The 14,682-nt window shown below is 43.8% G+C and carries 13 protein-coding genes and 1 pseudogene; 2 read left to right on the forward strand and 12 right to left on the reverse strand.

The window, feature by feature from the left end; all coding sequences use genetic code 11:
• Nucleotides 1-622: 622 nt before the first annotated feature.
• The 7 genes from H2O73_RS09940 to dusA form a co-directional block, all read right to left on the reverse strand.
• Nucleotides 623-1,399 carry a phosphoadenylyl-sulfate reductase gene (locus H2O73_RS09940; RefSeq protein WP_182108705.1) on the reverse strand — a complete coding sequence of 259 codons (777 nt, stop codon included), beginning with the start codon at nucleotides 1,397-1,399 and terminating at the stop codon, nucleotides 623-625.
• A complete protein-coding gene (gene cysI / locus H2O73_RS09945) occupies nucleotides 1,392-3,116 on the reverse strand; it encodes an assimilatory sulfite reductase (NADPH) hemoprotein subunit (RefSeq protein WP_182108706.1) in 1,725 nt (574 codons plus the stop codon). Before cysI ends, H2O73_RS09940 begins: the two co-directional genes overlap by 8 nt.
• A complete protein-coding gene (locus H2O73_RS09950) occupies nucleotides 3,116-5,005 on the reverse strand; it encodes an assimilatory sulfite reductase (NADPH) flavoprotein subunit (RefSeq protein ID WP_438696047.1) in 1,890 nt (629 codons plus the stop codon). The genes cysI and H2O73_RS09950 overlap by 1 nt, the downstream gene beginning before the upstream one ends.
• 86 nt (nucleotides 5,006-5,091) lie before the next feature.
• Nucleotides 5,092-5,331: a hypothetical protein gene (locus tag H2O73_RS09955; RefSeq protein WP_182108708.1), complete on the reverse strand. Its 240-nt coding sequence runs from the start codon at nucleotides 5,329-5,331 to the stop codon at nucleotides 5,092-5,094.
• Between the two features lie 140 nt (nucleotides 5,332-5,471).
• A complete protein-coding gene (locus tag H2O73_RS09960; RefSeq protein WP_182108709.1) occupies nucleotides 5,472-6,128 on the reverse strand; it encodes a TIGR04219 family outer membrane beta-barrel protein in 657 nt (218 codons plus the stop codon).
• Between the two features lie 63 nt (nucleotides 6,129-6,191).
• On the reverse strand, nucleotides 6,192-6,401 hold the full coding sequence (gene pspG / locus H2O73_RS09965; protein ID WP_182108710.1) for an envelope stress response protein PspG: 210 nt from the start codon (nucleotides 6,399-6,401) through the stop codon (nucleotides 6,192-6,194).
• Between the two features lie 161 nt (nucleotides 6,402-6,562).
• On the reverse strand, nucleotides 6,563-7,543 hold the full coding sequence (gene dusA, locus H2O73_RS09970) for a tRNA dihydrouridine(20/20a) synthase DusA (protein WP_182108711.1): 981 nt from the start codon (nucleotides 7,541-7,543) through the stop codon (nucleotides 6,563-6,565).
• Between the two features lie 252 nt (nucleotides 7,544-7,795).
• On the opposite strand from dusA, the gene zur reads away from it, so the two are divergent.
• On the forward strand, nucleotides 7,796-8,260 hold the full coding sequence (gene zur, locus H2O73_RS09975) for a zinc uptake transcriptional repressor Zur (RefSeq protein ID WP_182108914.1): 465 nt from the start codon (nucleotides 7,796-7,798) through the stop codon (nucleotides 8,258-8,260).
• A 16-nt stretch (nucleotides 8,261-8,276) separates the two neighbouring features.
• Nucleotides 8,277-8,738, forward strand: coding sequence for a chemotaxis protein CheX (locus H2O73_RS09980; RefSeq protein WP_182108712.1), 462 nt, complete (start codon nucleotides 8,277-8,279; stop codon nucleotides 8,736-8,738).
• 146 nt (nucleotides 8,739-8,884) lie between these two features.
• Here the strand turns inward: H2O73_RS09980 and cysC are convergent, their stop codons facing one another.
• The 5 genes and pseudogenes from cysC to cobA all read right to left on the reverse strand — a co-directional run bounded on the left by cysC (nucleotide 8,885) and on the right by cobA (nucleotide 14,615).
• Nucleotides 8,885-9,502: an adenylyl-sulfate kinase gene (gene cysC, locus H2O73_RS09985; RefSeq protein WP_182108713.1), complete on the reverse strand. Its 618-nt coding sequence runs from the start codon at nucleotides 9,500-9,502 to the stop codon at nucleotides 8,885-8,887.
• A 12-nt stretch (nucleotides 9,503-9,514) separates the two neighbouring features.
• Nucleotides 9,515-11,239 (reverse strand): SLC13 family permease, encoded by a 1,725-nt coding sequence (locus H2O73_RS09990; protein WP_182108714.1) that lies wholly within the window; start codon nucleotides 11,237-11,239, stop codon nucleotides 9,515-9,517.
• A 71-nt stretch (nucleotides 11,240-11,310) separates the two neighbouring features.
• Entirely contained in the window at nucleotides 11,311-12,738 is a 1,428-nt protein-coding gene (cysN, locus tag H2O73_RS09995) for a sulfate adenylyltransferase subunit CysN (RefSeq protein ID WP_182108715.1), read from the reverse strand.
• A 20-nt stretch (nucleotides 12,739-12,758) separates the two neighbouring features.
• A pseudogene (gene cysD / locus H2O73_RS10000) lies at nucleotides 12,759-13,679 on the reverse strand (sulfate adenylyltransferase subunit CysD); the annotation flags it as partial.
• 39 nt (nucleotides 13,680-13,718) lie between these two features.
• The gene (gene cobA, locus H2O73_RS10005) at nucleotides 13,719-14,615 is read right to left on the reverse strand and encodes a uroporphyrinogen-III C-methyltransferase (protein WP_182108717.1); all 897 of its coding nucleotides are present in this window, start codon (nucleotides 14,613-14,615) and stop codon (nucleotides 13,719-13,721) included.
• Nucleotides 14,616-14,682: the final 67 nt, after the last annotated feature.

Genomic DNA, 14,682 nt, shown 5'->3' on the forward strand with positions numbered 1-14,682 from the left:
TGAGCCATGATCAAACTCTTCAATTTAAAGTTTTTTCGGCTCAATGAATACTGACTTCAAAACTACAAAAGTAATTCTAAAGCTATTATCGTTCCAACAGAACGATAATGAATTGACTGTGCCAAGTCCGAAGACTTGATTGGTCACTCAGTTCATTGAACCCAATGTGTTTCCGAAGAAACAGTCATTGCCTAAGCAATAACTTATTGGATTATCATCAACGAGTGCCCACACAGATTGATAGGTTTATATTGTTAAAGAGCGTTCTTCTTGTGACTCACATCACTTGGAAGAGGCGGCCATTCTAACGAGATAATCTTCAGTGTCAAACACTTTCTTCGTTTATTTCGTTTTTCTTTCTGACCTTACCGAACTAGCGCTAAACCCTTATGGGCTCTTGCCTCGTCGATGGGGTGCATTATAGAGATCGCCATCACATTGGCAAGCTCTATTTTGCAAAAATTGCAAAAATAACGTCTATATGCGTTTTTTTCACTCAAAGCCTTATTTATTCAACTTTACCCAAAACTAGCCAACAAGAAACCCACAAAGTTATCCACAACAAGAGATGCTGGCGCATAAAAAAGGCTGCTAATCGCAGCCTTTTCTTCTCTATTATTGGTTAAATGCCTGAACCAAACTGTTCACTATCATCTTCATGCAGACCACATTCACGCTTTAAACCAAAAAATCGCGTTTCTTCTTCTTTCATTCCTGGTTCCCACTTCTTAGTGGTATGAGTATCCCCAACAGAAAGGTAACCTTCCTCTCTTAGCGGGTGATATGGCAAGCCATGTTCTTCTAAGTAATAGTGCACATCTTTATTCGTCCAATCGATAACGGGTAAAAACTTAAAGACGCCATTTTGAATCGATAAGATTGGTAGATTAGATCTAGATTGAGATTGCTCTCTACGTAACCCCGAAAACCAAGTCGTTACTTCAAGTTCATCTAAAGCTCTACGCATTGGCTCAACTTTATTCAACTTATTGTATTTCTCTAAGCCTTCCCTACCCTGCTCCCACAACTTTCCATACAAGGCTTCTTGCCAAAGAGGGCTTTGTTGGGCTCGATAAACCTTTAGGTTCAATTGCAATTGTTCTGTTAGCTGATCAATAAATTGGTAGGTTTCTGAAAATAGATAACCTGTATCTGTCAGGATAACCGGAATATCCGCTTTGGCTTGAGTAACCAAATGCAGCATGACTGCCGCTTGAACACCAAAACTGGATGAGACAGCCGCTTGACCATCAAGGTTCTCTAATGCCCATGCCACTCGCTGCTGGGCAGTCATTTTCTCTAGCTCAGCATTAATAGCACTCAATTGTAGTATCTGCTCGGTCTTGGTTAATGAGAGCAGCTTTTTTAGATCGACCAGTTGAGTCGTTGAATCAAGCATAGAAATCCCTCTTAGATACGACAACTTCCTCTATTATTCCGGCGCGAATCGTAAAGTCACCGAATCCTTCGTTGTCATTGCGCTCTTTTGCCCAACGCCCAACCAGCAGATCAATATCTTCTAGGATTTGCTTTTCAGTGATGTTCTCTTTATACATCTTCGGAACTCGTGTTCCGCCACGATTACCACCAAGGTGTAAGTTATAGCGACCCGGAGCTTTGCCCACTAAACCTATTTCAGCCAACATTGCTCGACCGCAACCATTCGGACAACCCGTCACTCGCATGATGATATTGTCTTCTTTGGCGAGACCATGTTTTTCTAAAAGCCCCTCTATGTCAGTGACAAATTGAGGTAAAAAGCGTTCAGCCTCCGCCATGGCAAGTGGACACGTAGGAAATGCCACGCACGCCATTGAGTTTTTGCGCTGCTCGCTAACGGTTGCATCCATTAAGCCGTGAGCAACTGCAATTTTCTCTATTTTGTTCTTATTCGCAGTCGAAACACCTGCAACGATCAAGTTCTGATTTGCCGTCATACGGAAATCACCTTTGTGAATCTTGGCAATTTCAGCCACACCCGTTTTAAAAGGCTTACCCGGAAAATCCAATAAACGCCCGTTCTCTATAAAGAGAGCAAGATGATGTTTGCCATCTATTCCTTCAACCCAGCCAATGCGATCACCTCGCTCGGTGAATTCATATGGGCGGCTTGACTCAAATACCACACCCGCACGTTTTTCTACTTCAGCTTTAAAGACATCACTGCCAACACGGTCTAAGGTATATTTAGTTTTGGCATTCTTACGGTTTGAGCGATTTCCCCAATCTCGTTGTGTGGTCACCACCGCAGCCGCCACATCAAGTGTTTTATCCAATGGGATATAACCAAAGTCATCTGCGCGACGCGGATAAGTAGACGTGTCACCGTGCGTCATCGCCAGACCACCGCCCACCAGCACATTAAAGCCAACTAGCTTGCCTTGATCAGCAATAGCGACAAAGTTAAGGTCGTTGGCGTGCACATCGACATCATTTTGTGGAGGGATCACGACCGTCGTTTTGAATTTACGTGGCAAGTAATGCTTGCCTAAAATCGGCTCATCATCTTCTGTGGTTTCTACTTTCTCACCATCTAACCAAATTTCGGCATACGCTTTGGTTTTAGGTAATAGATGTTCACTGATCTTCTTCGCCCATTCATACGCTTCTTGATGAAGCTCTGACTCCACTGGGTTCGTGGTACATAATACGTTTCGGTTTACATCACCAGCTGTCGCGATCGAATCGATACCAATACTATTGAGAGTTTGGTGCATCAGTTTAATATTCGGCTTTAACACGCCGTGGAACTGAAAAGTCTGGCGCGTAGTGAGACGAATACTGCCGTAGAGCGAATGATCGGTAGCAAACTTGTCAATCGCTAGCCATTGAGTTGGTGTGATCACACCACCCGGCATACGAGCGCGAAGCATGACATTATGCAAAGGCTCCAACTTTTGCTTGGCTCGTTCATTACGGATATCACGGTCATCTTGCTGGTACATGCCGTGAAATCGAATCAGTTGGAAGTTGTCTGCAGTAAAACCACCCGTAATGCGGTCTTGCAAATCTTGTTCAATGGTACCTCGCAAGAAATTACTCTCACGCTTCAATCGTTCGTTGTCAGCCAAAGGGCCGAGTACTTCACCGAGTACTTGTTGTTGTTCTTTGCTCATTAGTACACATCCCTTTGATAACGTTTTTCCTTACGCAGATTATTCATCAATTCTTCTGCTTGTTGTCTGCTTAGCTTGCCGTGTTGTTGCGCGATTTCGATTAACGCTTCATGTACATCTTTCGCCATACGGGTCGCATCGCCACATATATATAGATAAGCGCCATCTTGAATCCACTGCCATAATTTCTCGCCATTCTCTAAAATACGGTGCTGCACATAAATTTTGTCTTGTTGATCGCGGCTAAAAGCAACATCAAGCTGGGTAAGCAACCCTGACTTGAGGTATTTCTGCCACTCCACTTGATAGAGAAAGTCTTGAGTAAAGGTGCGGTCACCAAAGAACAACCAGTTTTTACCTTGTGCATCGCGATTATCGCGTTCTTGAAGAAAGCTACGAAACGGGGCGATACCAGTTCCAGGACCAATCATAATCACTGGCGTATTATCGTCTTGTGGCAACTTGAAGTTATTGTTGTTCTCTATAAACACTTTCACTTCCGCCCCCTCTTCTAAGCGATGAGAGAGAAAGCTTGAAGCGCCACCAAAACGAGTTTCATCGCCTTGTGCATATTCGACAACACCAACCGTAAGATGCACTTCTTCCTCAACTTCAGATTGGGCAGAAGCAATAGAATAGAGACGAGGCGTTAAACCTCGCAGTAAGCCCACTAACTCTTCTGCTGTCAGCTTAGTTTTCTTTTCACCGAGCACGTCAATAATTTGGGTGTTACTTGCGTATTCACGCAGTTTGTCTTTATTTTCCACCAGCTTTTGTAGTTTCTTACTCCCAGACAGCTCAGCGAATTTACTCACCAATTGAGGATTCGCAGAAGTAATCTCATACTTAGCCACCAGCGCACTATGAATAGATAGGCTCTCGCCCTCTACATCAACGCTCTCTACCCCGGAAAGACCCACTTTCGCCAAAATAGCATTGGCAAGCTCAGAGCTATTTTCATACCAAACACCTAAAGCATCACCCGGTTGGTAAGTAATACCCGAGCCATCAAGGTCAATTTCGATATGGCGAACATCTTTGCCTGAATCTCGACCCGTGACTTTCTGACTAGCGAGCAGCGTTGCGGTATACGGGTTTTGCTTATTGTATTGGCTATGCCCTACGGCAGCTTGCCCGACTGGAAGCTGAACAACGTCAGCCTCTGTACCGGAAGAGAGTGCTTCTTTTACTGACTCTAACGCTTTTCCTCGCCACTCTTTGGCTTGCGCTTCGTAGTCAACATCACAATCAATACGGTCGATAAACGATGTCGCGCCAAGTTTGGATAAATAGGCATCAAAGTCTTTCCCTGTTTGGCAGAAAAACTCGTAGCTAGAGTCACCAAGACCAATCACTGCATAATTAAGGTTCGGCAGCTTGGGTGCTTTCTTAGATTGCAAAAATTCGTGCAGCTCAATGGCATTGTCAGGCGCTTCACCTTCACCGTTAGTTGAAGCAACGACAATAACGTGAGTTTCTTTGGCAAGATTTTTACCTTTGTAGTCACTGGCATCATATAACGCTACCGCAATACCTTGCGCTTTTGCCTCTTGCTCTAACGCTTCAGCAACACCTTTGGCATTTCCTGTTTGTGAAGCAAAGATAATCGACAATTTTCCCGCAGGTTTTGTTGCGACAACAGCCGCAGCTTGATTTATTGGCGCAGCAGCGGCAGCAGGTTGGTTCTGAGATAGCCCCCAAAAGTAGCCACTTACCCAAGCTAACTGCTGTGATGACAAACTGGTCACCGTTTGCTGAAGTTGATTAAGTTGCTGATCATTAAGTGGACTAGCGATAGATGGTAATTCTGGTGTATTTCCTTGAGAGAGCTCTGTATTACTTGAGGACTCTTTCTTATTCAAAGACATGGTCTCGACATCCCTATTCATTGCGTGATGATAGATTAACCACTCTTTTTAATAACAAGAAAGAATAGAAGTGAATGTTTTATAACTTTTGGAATTAAAGAAATGGTTTAACTGGCGGGGTTCGCTTCTATTCGTACTTGGCTAAAGCCCACAGCCATCGCCGATCGAGAAGCAATATCAAGGTCACCGTAATGACATTCTTCTCCATGAACATCAGTTAGAAGAACAAACCCACCTTGGGCGTACCTAAACTCTACCACCCACAACCCCTCCTCTGCCGAGGGTTCGATGATGGCTTCAACTAACTGGTTCTCTCTATACAATGCGCGCAGTTCATTTATGGTCATAATTGCTATCTCTGCGTAACTGTCCTTGTTTTACTAAGCATGGTGCATGAGAACAAATCTGCTAATAAAAACTCAGCAGTTATGACAAAAAGGTATAAAAAAACGCCGCCTTAAAAGGCGACGCTTTAAAAATCGGGGAATTAAAAACGATATTCCGCACCGACAAAAAAGCCATTCACGAAAATCAACGACTCGGTTACCTCAGGGGTTAACGTCGCCAAATTATCAAGCTCGAGATCCACAACTCGATAACCCGCTCGTATTGCAACCTCATCATTAACCCGATACTGCACACCAGCTAATACATCAGCACGTTTAATTTCTTTGCTATTACCAAAGTCAAACTGACCAATGATGTCAAACGAACTATTGGGGATCGCTAATTCAGCGTAGGCATACCAATTGAAGGTCAGTTCATCAAAATCATATTTCTGCTCAGGTGATTGAATAGCGTAGTAGTAACTATTGTTATATTGCGTAAAAGTGACACCAGCATCGAATAGCATGTTGTCTCGTTCAAGGAGGCGGTAATAAAAAGAAAAATCGTATTTATCAAAACCGGCATAATCCCCATCAACGCTCGAATAACGCAGGCTCACATAAGGTACATAATCCAGATCATGCTCAACCGTAATAAATACGTTGGGAGCAATATCATCATCACGACGCTGATCATCAATTTTGCTATCAGCCAACCATGCATCAGCCCCTATCGTTGTACGAAATGAGTTCGCCATTAATGAAGTTGAAAATAACAGCATCATCATGGTTACGAATAAATGCAGGGTTCTCGTCATAATTTAGTAGGCTCTCAGTATTACCAGTGCTTACTTTGAGCCTATCACATTTTTACGACTTCGCTATCGAGAGCTATAAACATGATTCTTGAAAAACCAAATACCTATCGCAATCACAATTAACCACGGCAGGATTTTGAATACCACGCCAACCATACCCATCAAGAACATCACAGCAAGAGCAAAACCAGCGGCAGCGAATACCGTCATCATGGTTATACCTGTCACTAGCAACGTGGCAATAAAAACTAAAATAAAGATTAACTCAAACATAGCGTGTCTCCTTTCTTTACCTGTTCTATCGCAGAAACTGTGCCAAGTTTTAAAAACAACATAACCAATTGATTTAATTAACTACAAATAAAAAGCGCCCTCGGATAAGGGCGCTTTTACATTATGACTTGGTAATTTTAACCACCTAAATATGGCAAAATTTACACATTTAGTTCTTTAGGTATCTTTGCCAGTGCCGCTTCCACTACTTCAATACCAGAACCCGGCTTATGCGCATTTTCACTAATGTGACGACGCCATTGACGAGCCCCAGGCATATTCTGGAATAGACCCAACATATGACGAGTGATGTGACCCAAATATGCGCCTTGAGTAAGTTGCTGTTCGATGTATGGATACATCTCTTCAACCACTTGAGTGCGTTTTTTTACTGGTTTATCTAAGCCAAATATCAGTTGGTCGACTTCAGCCAGAATATATGGATTCTGATAAGCTTCACGCCCCATCATCACGCCATCAAGGAATTGCAGGTGCTCTTTTGTCTCTGCTAATGTTTTAACACCACCATTCACCGCAATTACCAAATGCGAGAAATCTTTCTTCAGTTGGTAAGCGCGAGGGTAATCTAATGGTGGAATCTCACGGTTCTCTTTCGGGCTTAAGCCAGACAACCATGCTTTGCGCGCGTGGATCGTAAACTGATCACAACCACTTTTCTCTGACACGATAGAAACAAAGTCTGTCAAAAACTCATAAGAGTCTTGATCATCAATACCGATACGTGTTTTTACAGTGACGGGAATATCAACCACATCTTTCATTGCTGACACACAATCAGCCACTAGTTGTGGTTCTGCCATTAAACAAGCACCGAAGCGACCATTTTGCACACGGTCTGACGGGCAGCCGACGTTTAAGTTGATTTCATCATAACCGCGCTCTGCCGCGAGCTTAGCACATGTCGCTAAATCAACTGGATTGGATCCGCCCAATTGCAGAACCAGAGGATGTTCTTCCTCGTTGTAAGCAAGGAAATCGCCCTTACCGTGGATGATGGCACCTGTTGTCACCATTTCTGTGTACAGCTGAGTCTCGCTAGAGAGTAAGCGATGAAAATATCGACAGTGACGATCAGTCCAATCCAACATTGGAGCGATAGAGAACTTGCACGAGTGAGTCATAAGTCTGAGTTCCAGTCTAATGGAGTAGATTTAAGCAAATAAATTAGGGCGAATATTGTAATCTCTTCCAAAGATAGGCGCCAATTTATCTTCTCTAGTATCGTTTCTTTAGTAATTTTGATAAGTTAGACGCCTCTATTGCAAGTCGCACAGAGTCTCCTTGGCACTCATTTAAGTCTCGATGCCCTTATCATAATGACGCGAATGATGAACATCATTCGATGTAGAGTGGTATATTGTCTAAAAAGTCCAATCGTTATGGTGAATATTTTGGACCAAGAGCTAATAAAGCAAACCGAAGAGATATGTGCAGCTAGGGGCGTGAGATTTACGCCTCAACGTAAACAGGTTTTCCAATTGATCTGTGCTAGCCCTAAAGCATCAAGTGCTTATGAATTGCTAGAACAACTACAGATCACCGAACCTAAAGCAAAACCACCAACTGTTTATCGAGCACTAGACTTTTTATTAGAGCAAGGCTTTATCCACAGAGTGGAATCTACCAACAGTTTTATACAATGTTGCTCATGTAACGCACATAAACACTACTCACATCTGCTTATTTGCGATAAATGTAGTAACGTTATTGAACTGCAAGATGATAGTTTGGTAGCCTTGTTGGCTAATAACGCAGAAAAGCATGGTTTTACAATTACGAACCATGTTATTGAATCACATGGTATTTGCCTGTCATGTTCATCTAATACCGAAGAATAAGATATAGAAGAAAATTATGCGCGCTGAATTTGTAAACCCGTTTTTGGCTTCATTGATGAATGTCCTAAAAACGATGGCTTCACTTGAGTTGAAGCCGCAAAAGCCTCGTGTAAAAAAAGACGAGATCGCACGTGGTGATGTGTCTGGCCTAATCGGGATGGTTGGTCCGCAAACTCGCGGTTCTATGTCGATTACATTTGATGAAAGCCTCGCACTTGAAATTATGCAAAACATGTTGGGTGAACGCCCGAACGGCTTAAATGATGAAGTGACTGATATGGTTGGTGAAATCACTAACATGGTCACTGGTGGTGCTAAACGAATTTTGGCTGAAAGTGGCTTTGATTTTGATATGGCAACACCTGTCGTAGTTTCAGGTCGAGCGCATACTATTCGTCACAAATGCGATGGGGCAATTATTATTATGCCTTTCACCTCTCAGTGGGGTAATGCTTTTATCGAGATTTGCTTCGAATAAGCTTTAGACCACCGATGAGTAAAAAGCTTCCTATAGGGAAGCTTTTTTCGTTTGTACTGCTTAGTGAGCTTTTGGATCATGGGTAACCTTGCGCTGCTTTGATAGCTTTTAGATCATAGGTAACCCAAAGCTATGCTCACTCCCGGTTACACGATGATCCCTTTGTGCTTAAGGGCAATGATGCATTTATCCACCAGCGCCTCAATAGGGAGTTCCCCCGCTGGTAGGTCAATTTCAGGCTCAAGTGGCGCTTGGTATTCGGAGTCAATTCCAGTGAAATTAGCAATTTGACCTGCGCGAGCTTTTTTATACAGACCTTTCGGGTCTCGCTGCTCACAGACATCCAAAGGCGCATTAACAAAGACTTCTAAAAACTCACCTTCTGGCAGCAGATCACGCACTAATTGACGCTCAGCTCGATGTGGTGAAATAAACGCAGAAAGCACGATTAATCCTGCGTCAGCCATTAACTTTGCAAGCTCACCAATACGGCGGATATTTTCTCGGCGATCTTGATCTGAAAAACCAAGATCATTGCATAAGCCATGACGGACATTATCCCCATCAAGCAGATAGGTATGATACCCAAGTTCTGCTAACTGGTTTTCTAATGCACCTGCAATCGTTGATTTCCCCGCACCAGATAACCCTGTAAACCAAAGTACTACCGGCTTTTGTTGCTTTAACTTGGCACGGGATTCCTTATTGACGCTGTGCTGATGCCATATGACGTTCTCATCTTTAGCGCGAGTCTTTGTTGTCATTTTACTTGTCCTTTAATAAGGGAAAAAGAGTGGGATTAAAGCTAATACCAATACCGAATAGACAATCGATAGTGGGATCCCAACTCGTACATAATCCGTTAATTTGTAGTTCCCTACGCTATAAACCAATAAGTTGGTTTGATAACCATAAGGTGAAATAAAACTGGCGCTAGCACCAAACAACACCGCCATAATAAAAGGCATAGGGTCCACACCGTAGCCAATCGCCATACTGTAGCCAATGGGAAAGGCTAAAGCAGCAGCGGCATTGTTAGTCACAAGTTCAGTCAGAATGAGCGTAAGTAAGTAAGTCGCCACCAAGGCTCCAAATACGCCCCAGCCATTAAAGGTTTCAATAAACATCTGCCCTAGCTTGACTGATAGCCCTGATGAAAGCATCAATTGTGCGATGGAAAGTGCGGAACCAACTATCACCACAATATCAATTGGAAAGCGGCGGCGAAGCTCCCCAAGTTGAACAATACCGAGAAATAACGTCACCAGTAAAAATACCGATAAACCTTTTATTAATGGAACCCATTCCAGCACAGCGAGGGTGATAACCGAGGCAAAACCGAATAACACGGTACTCGACTTACGGAAATCTAAACGGGCACTTGAATCTAAGTCGTTAACTAAAACAAACTCTTTACGGTGGGCGCGACGTTCTGATTCAAACCGTTTGCCAGGAACCAATACTAAGGTATCACCGGCGCTGAGGGTTATATTGCCCAAGCCCCCCTCTAAGCGTTCATGCCCGCGACGAATCGCGACCACAACCGCATCAAAGCGGTCACGAAAATGGCTGGTTTTCAGGGTTTTATTGCAAAAACTAGCGGAAGAACTCACCACAACTTCAACAAAACTTTGTCCATTTAAGTGGTGCTGACCAAACAAGGTTAAGCCTTGAATTTCTTGCAGTGTTGCCACGCTTTCAATATCACCACAAAAAAGCAGCCTATCATTGGCATTAAGAACAAAGTCAGGCTCTACTGATGGCATGGTTTTTCCATCACGGATCACTTCCGCAAGAAACAATTTTCGTAGTGCACGTAAGTTGTTCTCCGTGATACTACGCCCGACTAATGGCGAGCCTGGTTCCACTCGGGCCTCAAGGAAATAAGGTAAATCGTCTTGAGATTGATCATCGTAATTAGGTAAAAGATAGCTCAGTGGGATCAAGATCAACATACCACCAAACAGCACTGATAGACCGATCATCGTTGGGGTAAAAAAGCCCAAACTGGGTAGACCTGCATCTTCAACAAAACTGTTAATGATCAAGTTGGTCGAGGTACCGATCAAGGTTAACGTTCCACCCAAGATCGCCGCGTAGGAGAGCGGTATTAACAATTTCGATGGTGCATGTTGTTGGTTGCGTTTGATCGCCCCAATCAGAGAGACCACTACTGCGGTATTATTAGTAAACGAAGACAACAGTGCTGTGGAGACACCCATTTTTGCGACCACTGAGCCTAACCGTCCAGTAGAAAGGCTACGGCTAACCCAACTGATCAATAACGTTTTCTCTAACGCACAAGATGCCAAGACCAGCAGTACTAATGTCAGTAGAGATGAATTGGTGAAATTGGTGGCGACTTCCCTCAGATCAATCATGCCCGCCATAAAAGCAATAAAAGCCGCGCCCGCAAAAATAGAGCTAGGTTTAATACGAGTGGCGACAAGGCATGTCACAATGCCAAGTAAGATAGCCAACACAAATCCTTGTTGCCACATACCGCTTCCCTATTCCACCCTTGTTAGCTAACGAGGTTGCACAATTGAAACCTCATTCACTGACAGGGTGATTACTTCAATAATTGACTAATATCTTTCGCATCCCAATGAGGAAAATGCTTACGGATCAGCGCATTTAGTTCGACTTCAAAAGCCGATAAATGACCGGTGTTATGCTCAATCTGGCTTAGGCTTTCACGTACTAAACCTGCGCCAACCGTAACGTTGCTTAAACGGTCAATCACCACAAAGCCACCAGTATCTTGGCACTCGGTATAGCTATCGAGCGCAACAGACTCCGTTAGGCTCCATTCACATAAACCAATCCCATTGAGGGGTAATTCAGCCGCACTGTGTGAAGAGAGGTTATTAATATCGTATTGGTGACGAATCGCTTCAACACGTCCAACCGTTTTCTTGCCGGCAATCTTAATGTCATATTCACGACCCGGTTGCAGTGGCTGCTCTGTCATCCAAACTATATCCGCCAGTAGATGATTACTTGAGGTTACCTGAGCGCTCTCCAATACCAATAAGTCACCACGGCTAATATCAATCTCATCTTCTAGCGTAAGCGTTACCGCTTGTCCTGCGTGCGCCGTTGGCAGATCACCATCAAAAGTGACAATACGAGCGACTTTGGATGTTTTTCCAGATGGTAATGCTTGGACGGTATCACCGACACTAACAACCCCAGAAGCGATGGTGCCGGCAAAACCACGGAAATCTAGGTTTGGACGATTGACGTATTGAATTGGGAAGCGGAATTCACCCACTTCTTTCTCTTGGTCTACGTCGACACTTTCTAGAATATCGAGCAAAGGCTTGCCTTTAAACCAGCTCATATTTGGGCTAGCTTCGACGACGTTATCCCCTTCTAGCGCCGACAGTGGAATGATCTCAATGTCGATTTCACCATGAAGGTTTTTCGAAAACTCTAAGTACTCATCGCGAATTTGTTCAAAGCGATCTTGCGAGTAATCCACCAGATCCATCTTATTCACCGCGACAACAAAATGCTTAAGACCCAGCAAATTGGTAATGAATGAGTGACGACGTGTTTGATCCAAAATGCCTTTACGAGCATCAATTAAGATCACCGCCAGATCACAAGTCGAGGCACCCGTCGCCATATTGCGCGTATACTGCTCATGCCCTGGGGTATCAGCAATAATGAACTTTCGTTTTTGCGTTGAAAAGTAACGGTATGCCACATCAATAGTAATGCCTTGCTCACGCTCAGCCTGTAAGCCATCAACCAGTAATGCTAAATCTGGACGTTCACCTGTCGTTCCAACTCGCTGGCTATCAGAATGAACCGCCGCCAATTGATCTTCATAAATTTGTTTTGAATCATGGAGCAAACGACCGATCAAAGTACTTTTACCGTCGTCCACTGAGCCACAAGTCAAGAATCTAAGTAATGACTTGTATTGATGTTGTGTTAGGTAACCTTCAATACCCAGCTCTGATAATTGAGCTTCTACTGCACTGTTCATGTTCTTTCCTTAGATCCTTTTTAGAAATAACCCTGACGCTTCTTGAGTTCCATCGATCCTGACTGATCGTGGTCGATCGCACGCCCTTGACGTTCACTCGAGGTCGCCACAAGCATCTCTTCAATAATGCCTGTCAGTGTATTGGCTTCTGATTCAATCGCCCCCGTCAACGGGTAGCAACCTAAGGTACGAAAACGAACACTTTTCTCTTCCACAACCTCACCCGGTTCAATTTCCATCCGCTCATCATCAACCATAATCAACATGCCATCACGCTCAACCACTGGGCGTTTTTCTGCCAAGTAAAGTGGCACAATTTCTATGTTCTCTAGGTAGATGTATTGCCAGATATCCAACTCAGTCCAGTTCGATAATGGGAAGACTCGAATGCTTTCACCTTTATTGATTTGACCGTTATAGGTTTTCCATAATTCAGGGCGCTGATTTTTAGGATCCCAAGTATGGTTTTTGTCGCGGAATGAGTAGACTCGCTCTTTTGCTCGAGACTTTTCTTCATCACGACGAGCACCACCAAAAGCAGCATCAAAACCGTATTTGTTCAGTGCTTGCTTCAAACCCTGAGTTTTCATGATGTCGGTATGTTTAGATGAACCATGAACAAAGGGGTTACACCCCATCGCAAGACCTTCTGGGTTCTTATGTACCAAAAGCTCAAAGCCATACTTTTCCGCTGTTTTGTCGCGGAACTCAATCATCTGTTTAAATTTCCAATCGGTATCAACGTGCAGTAGCGGGAAAGGAATTTTTCCTGGATAAAACGCTTTCCTTGCTAAGTGCAACATTACCGAGGAGTCTTTTCCGATGGAGTACATCATCACCGGGTTATCAAACTCTGCCGCGACTTCACGAATAATGTGAATGCTTTCGGCTTCTAACTGTTTAAGGTGAGTTAAACGTTCTTGGTCCATGTTGGTGCTTCCTTTGCGGCTCTTACGAGCATTTCGGCTAGTCTTTAATCTTTATGCGTAATGACGTTGTGTTACTTTATTTTGTAAAGAGGTTTGCTGCGACGTGGTTTTATCATCTTGATTAAACCACTGTAATTTGTCAGCCAGCGCCACCACCTCACCAATCACAATCAATGAAGGCGATTCGGCGCCTTGTGCTAAATCGGCTAACTCTGAGAGCTCACCTTTGAATACTTTTTGGCAGGCTTGAGTGCCACGCTCAACAATTGCAATTGGGGTGTTGGCTTGGCGCCCATGGCGAATCAATTGCTGTTGAATATAATCAGATTTCATCAAGCCCATATAAATCACTAAGGTTTGATTGCCACGAGCCAACGTTGACCAATCCATTTCGTCACTCTCAGCTTTAAGGTGCCCGGTGATAAACATTGCGGTTTGTGCGTAATCTCGATGAGTCAGTGGAATGCCGGCATAAGCTGTTGCACCGGCAGCCGCGGTTATCCCTGGAATGACTTGGAAGCTCACGCCTGCATCAGCTAATACTTCCAGTTCTTCCGCACCACGACCAAAAACAAACGGATCGCCGCCTTTAACGCGCACCACTCGATGACCTTGCTTAGCAAAGTCGACTAATAACTGGTTGGTTTTTTCTTGAGGAACGCTGTGATGCCCAGCTCGTTTCCCGACACAAACTAAAATGGTGTCATTTGGGATCAGAGCTAAAATGTCATCAGAGACAAGATAATCGTAAAGCACGACATCGGCTTGCTGTATATAACTCAGTGCTTTAATCGTGAGGAGTTCGGCATCACCAGGACCGGCGCCAACTAAGGCAACCTCACCGTGTTTGAGTTGGCTCTTCACGGTAACGCTAGGTTTATGGGTAACTGTTTGTGTTGCGCGTAAGTGATTCAGTGGAAACTGAGACACTTTATCCTTGCTCGCCATTTGCACATTCCTTTCGTATGAATGATTGCATTATGGCTGTCTCTTTATATTACCTGAAATTCTAAAA

Source organism: Vibrio marinisediminis (assembly GCF_014050145.1).
Lineage (GTDB): Bacteria > Pseudomonadota > Gammaproteobacteria > Enterobacterales > Vibrionaceae > Vibrio > Vibrio marinisediminis.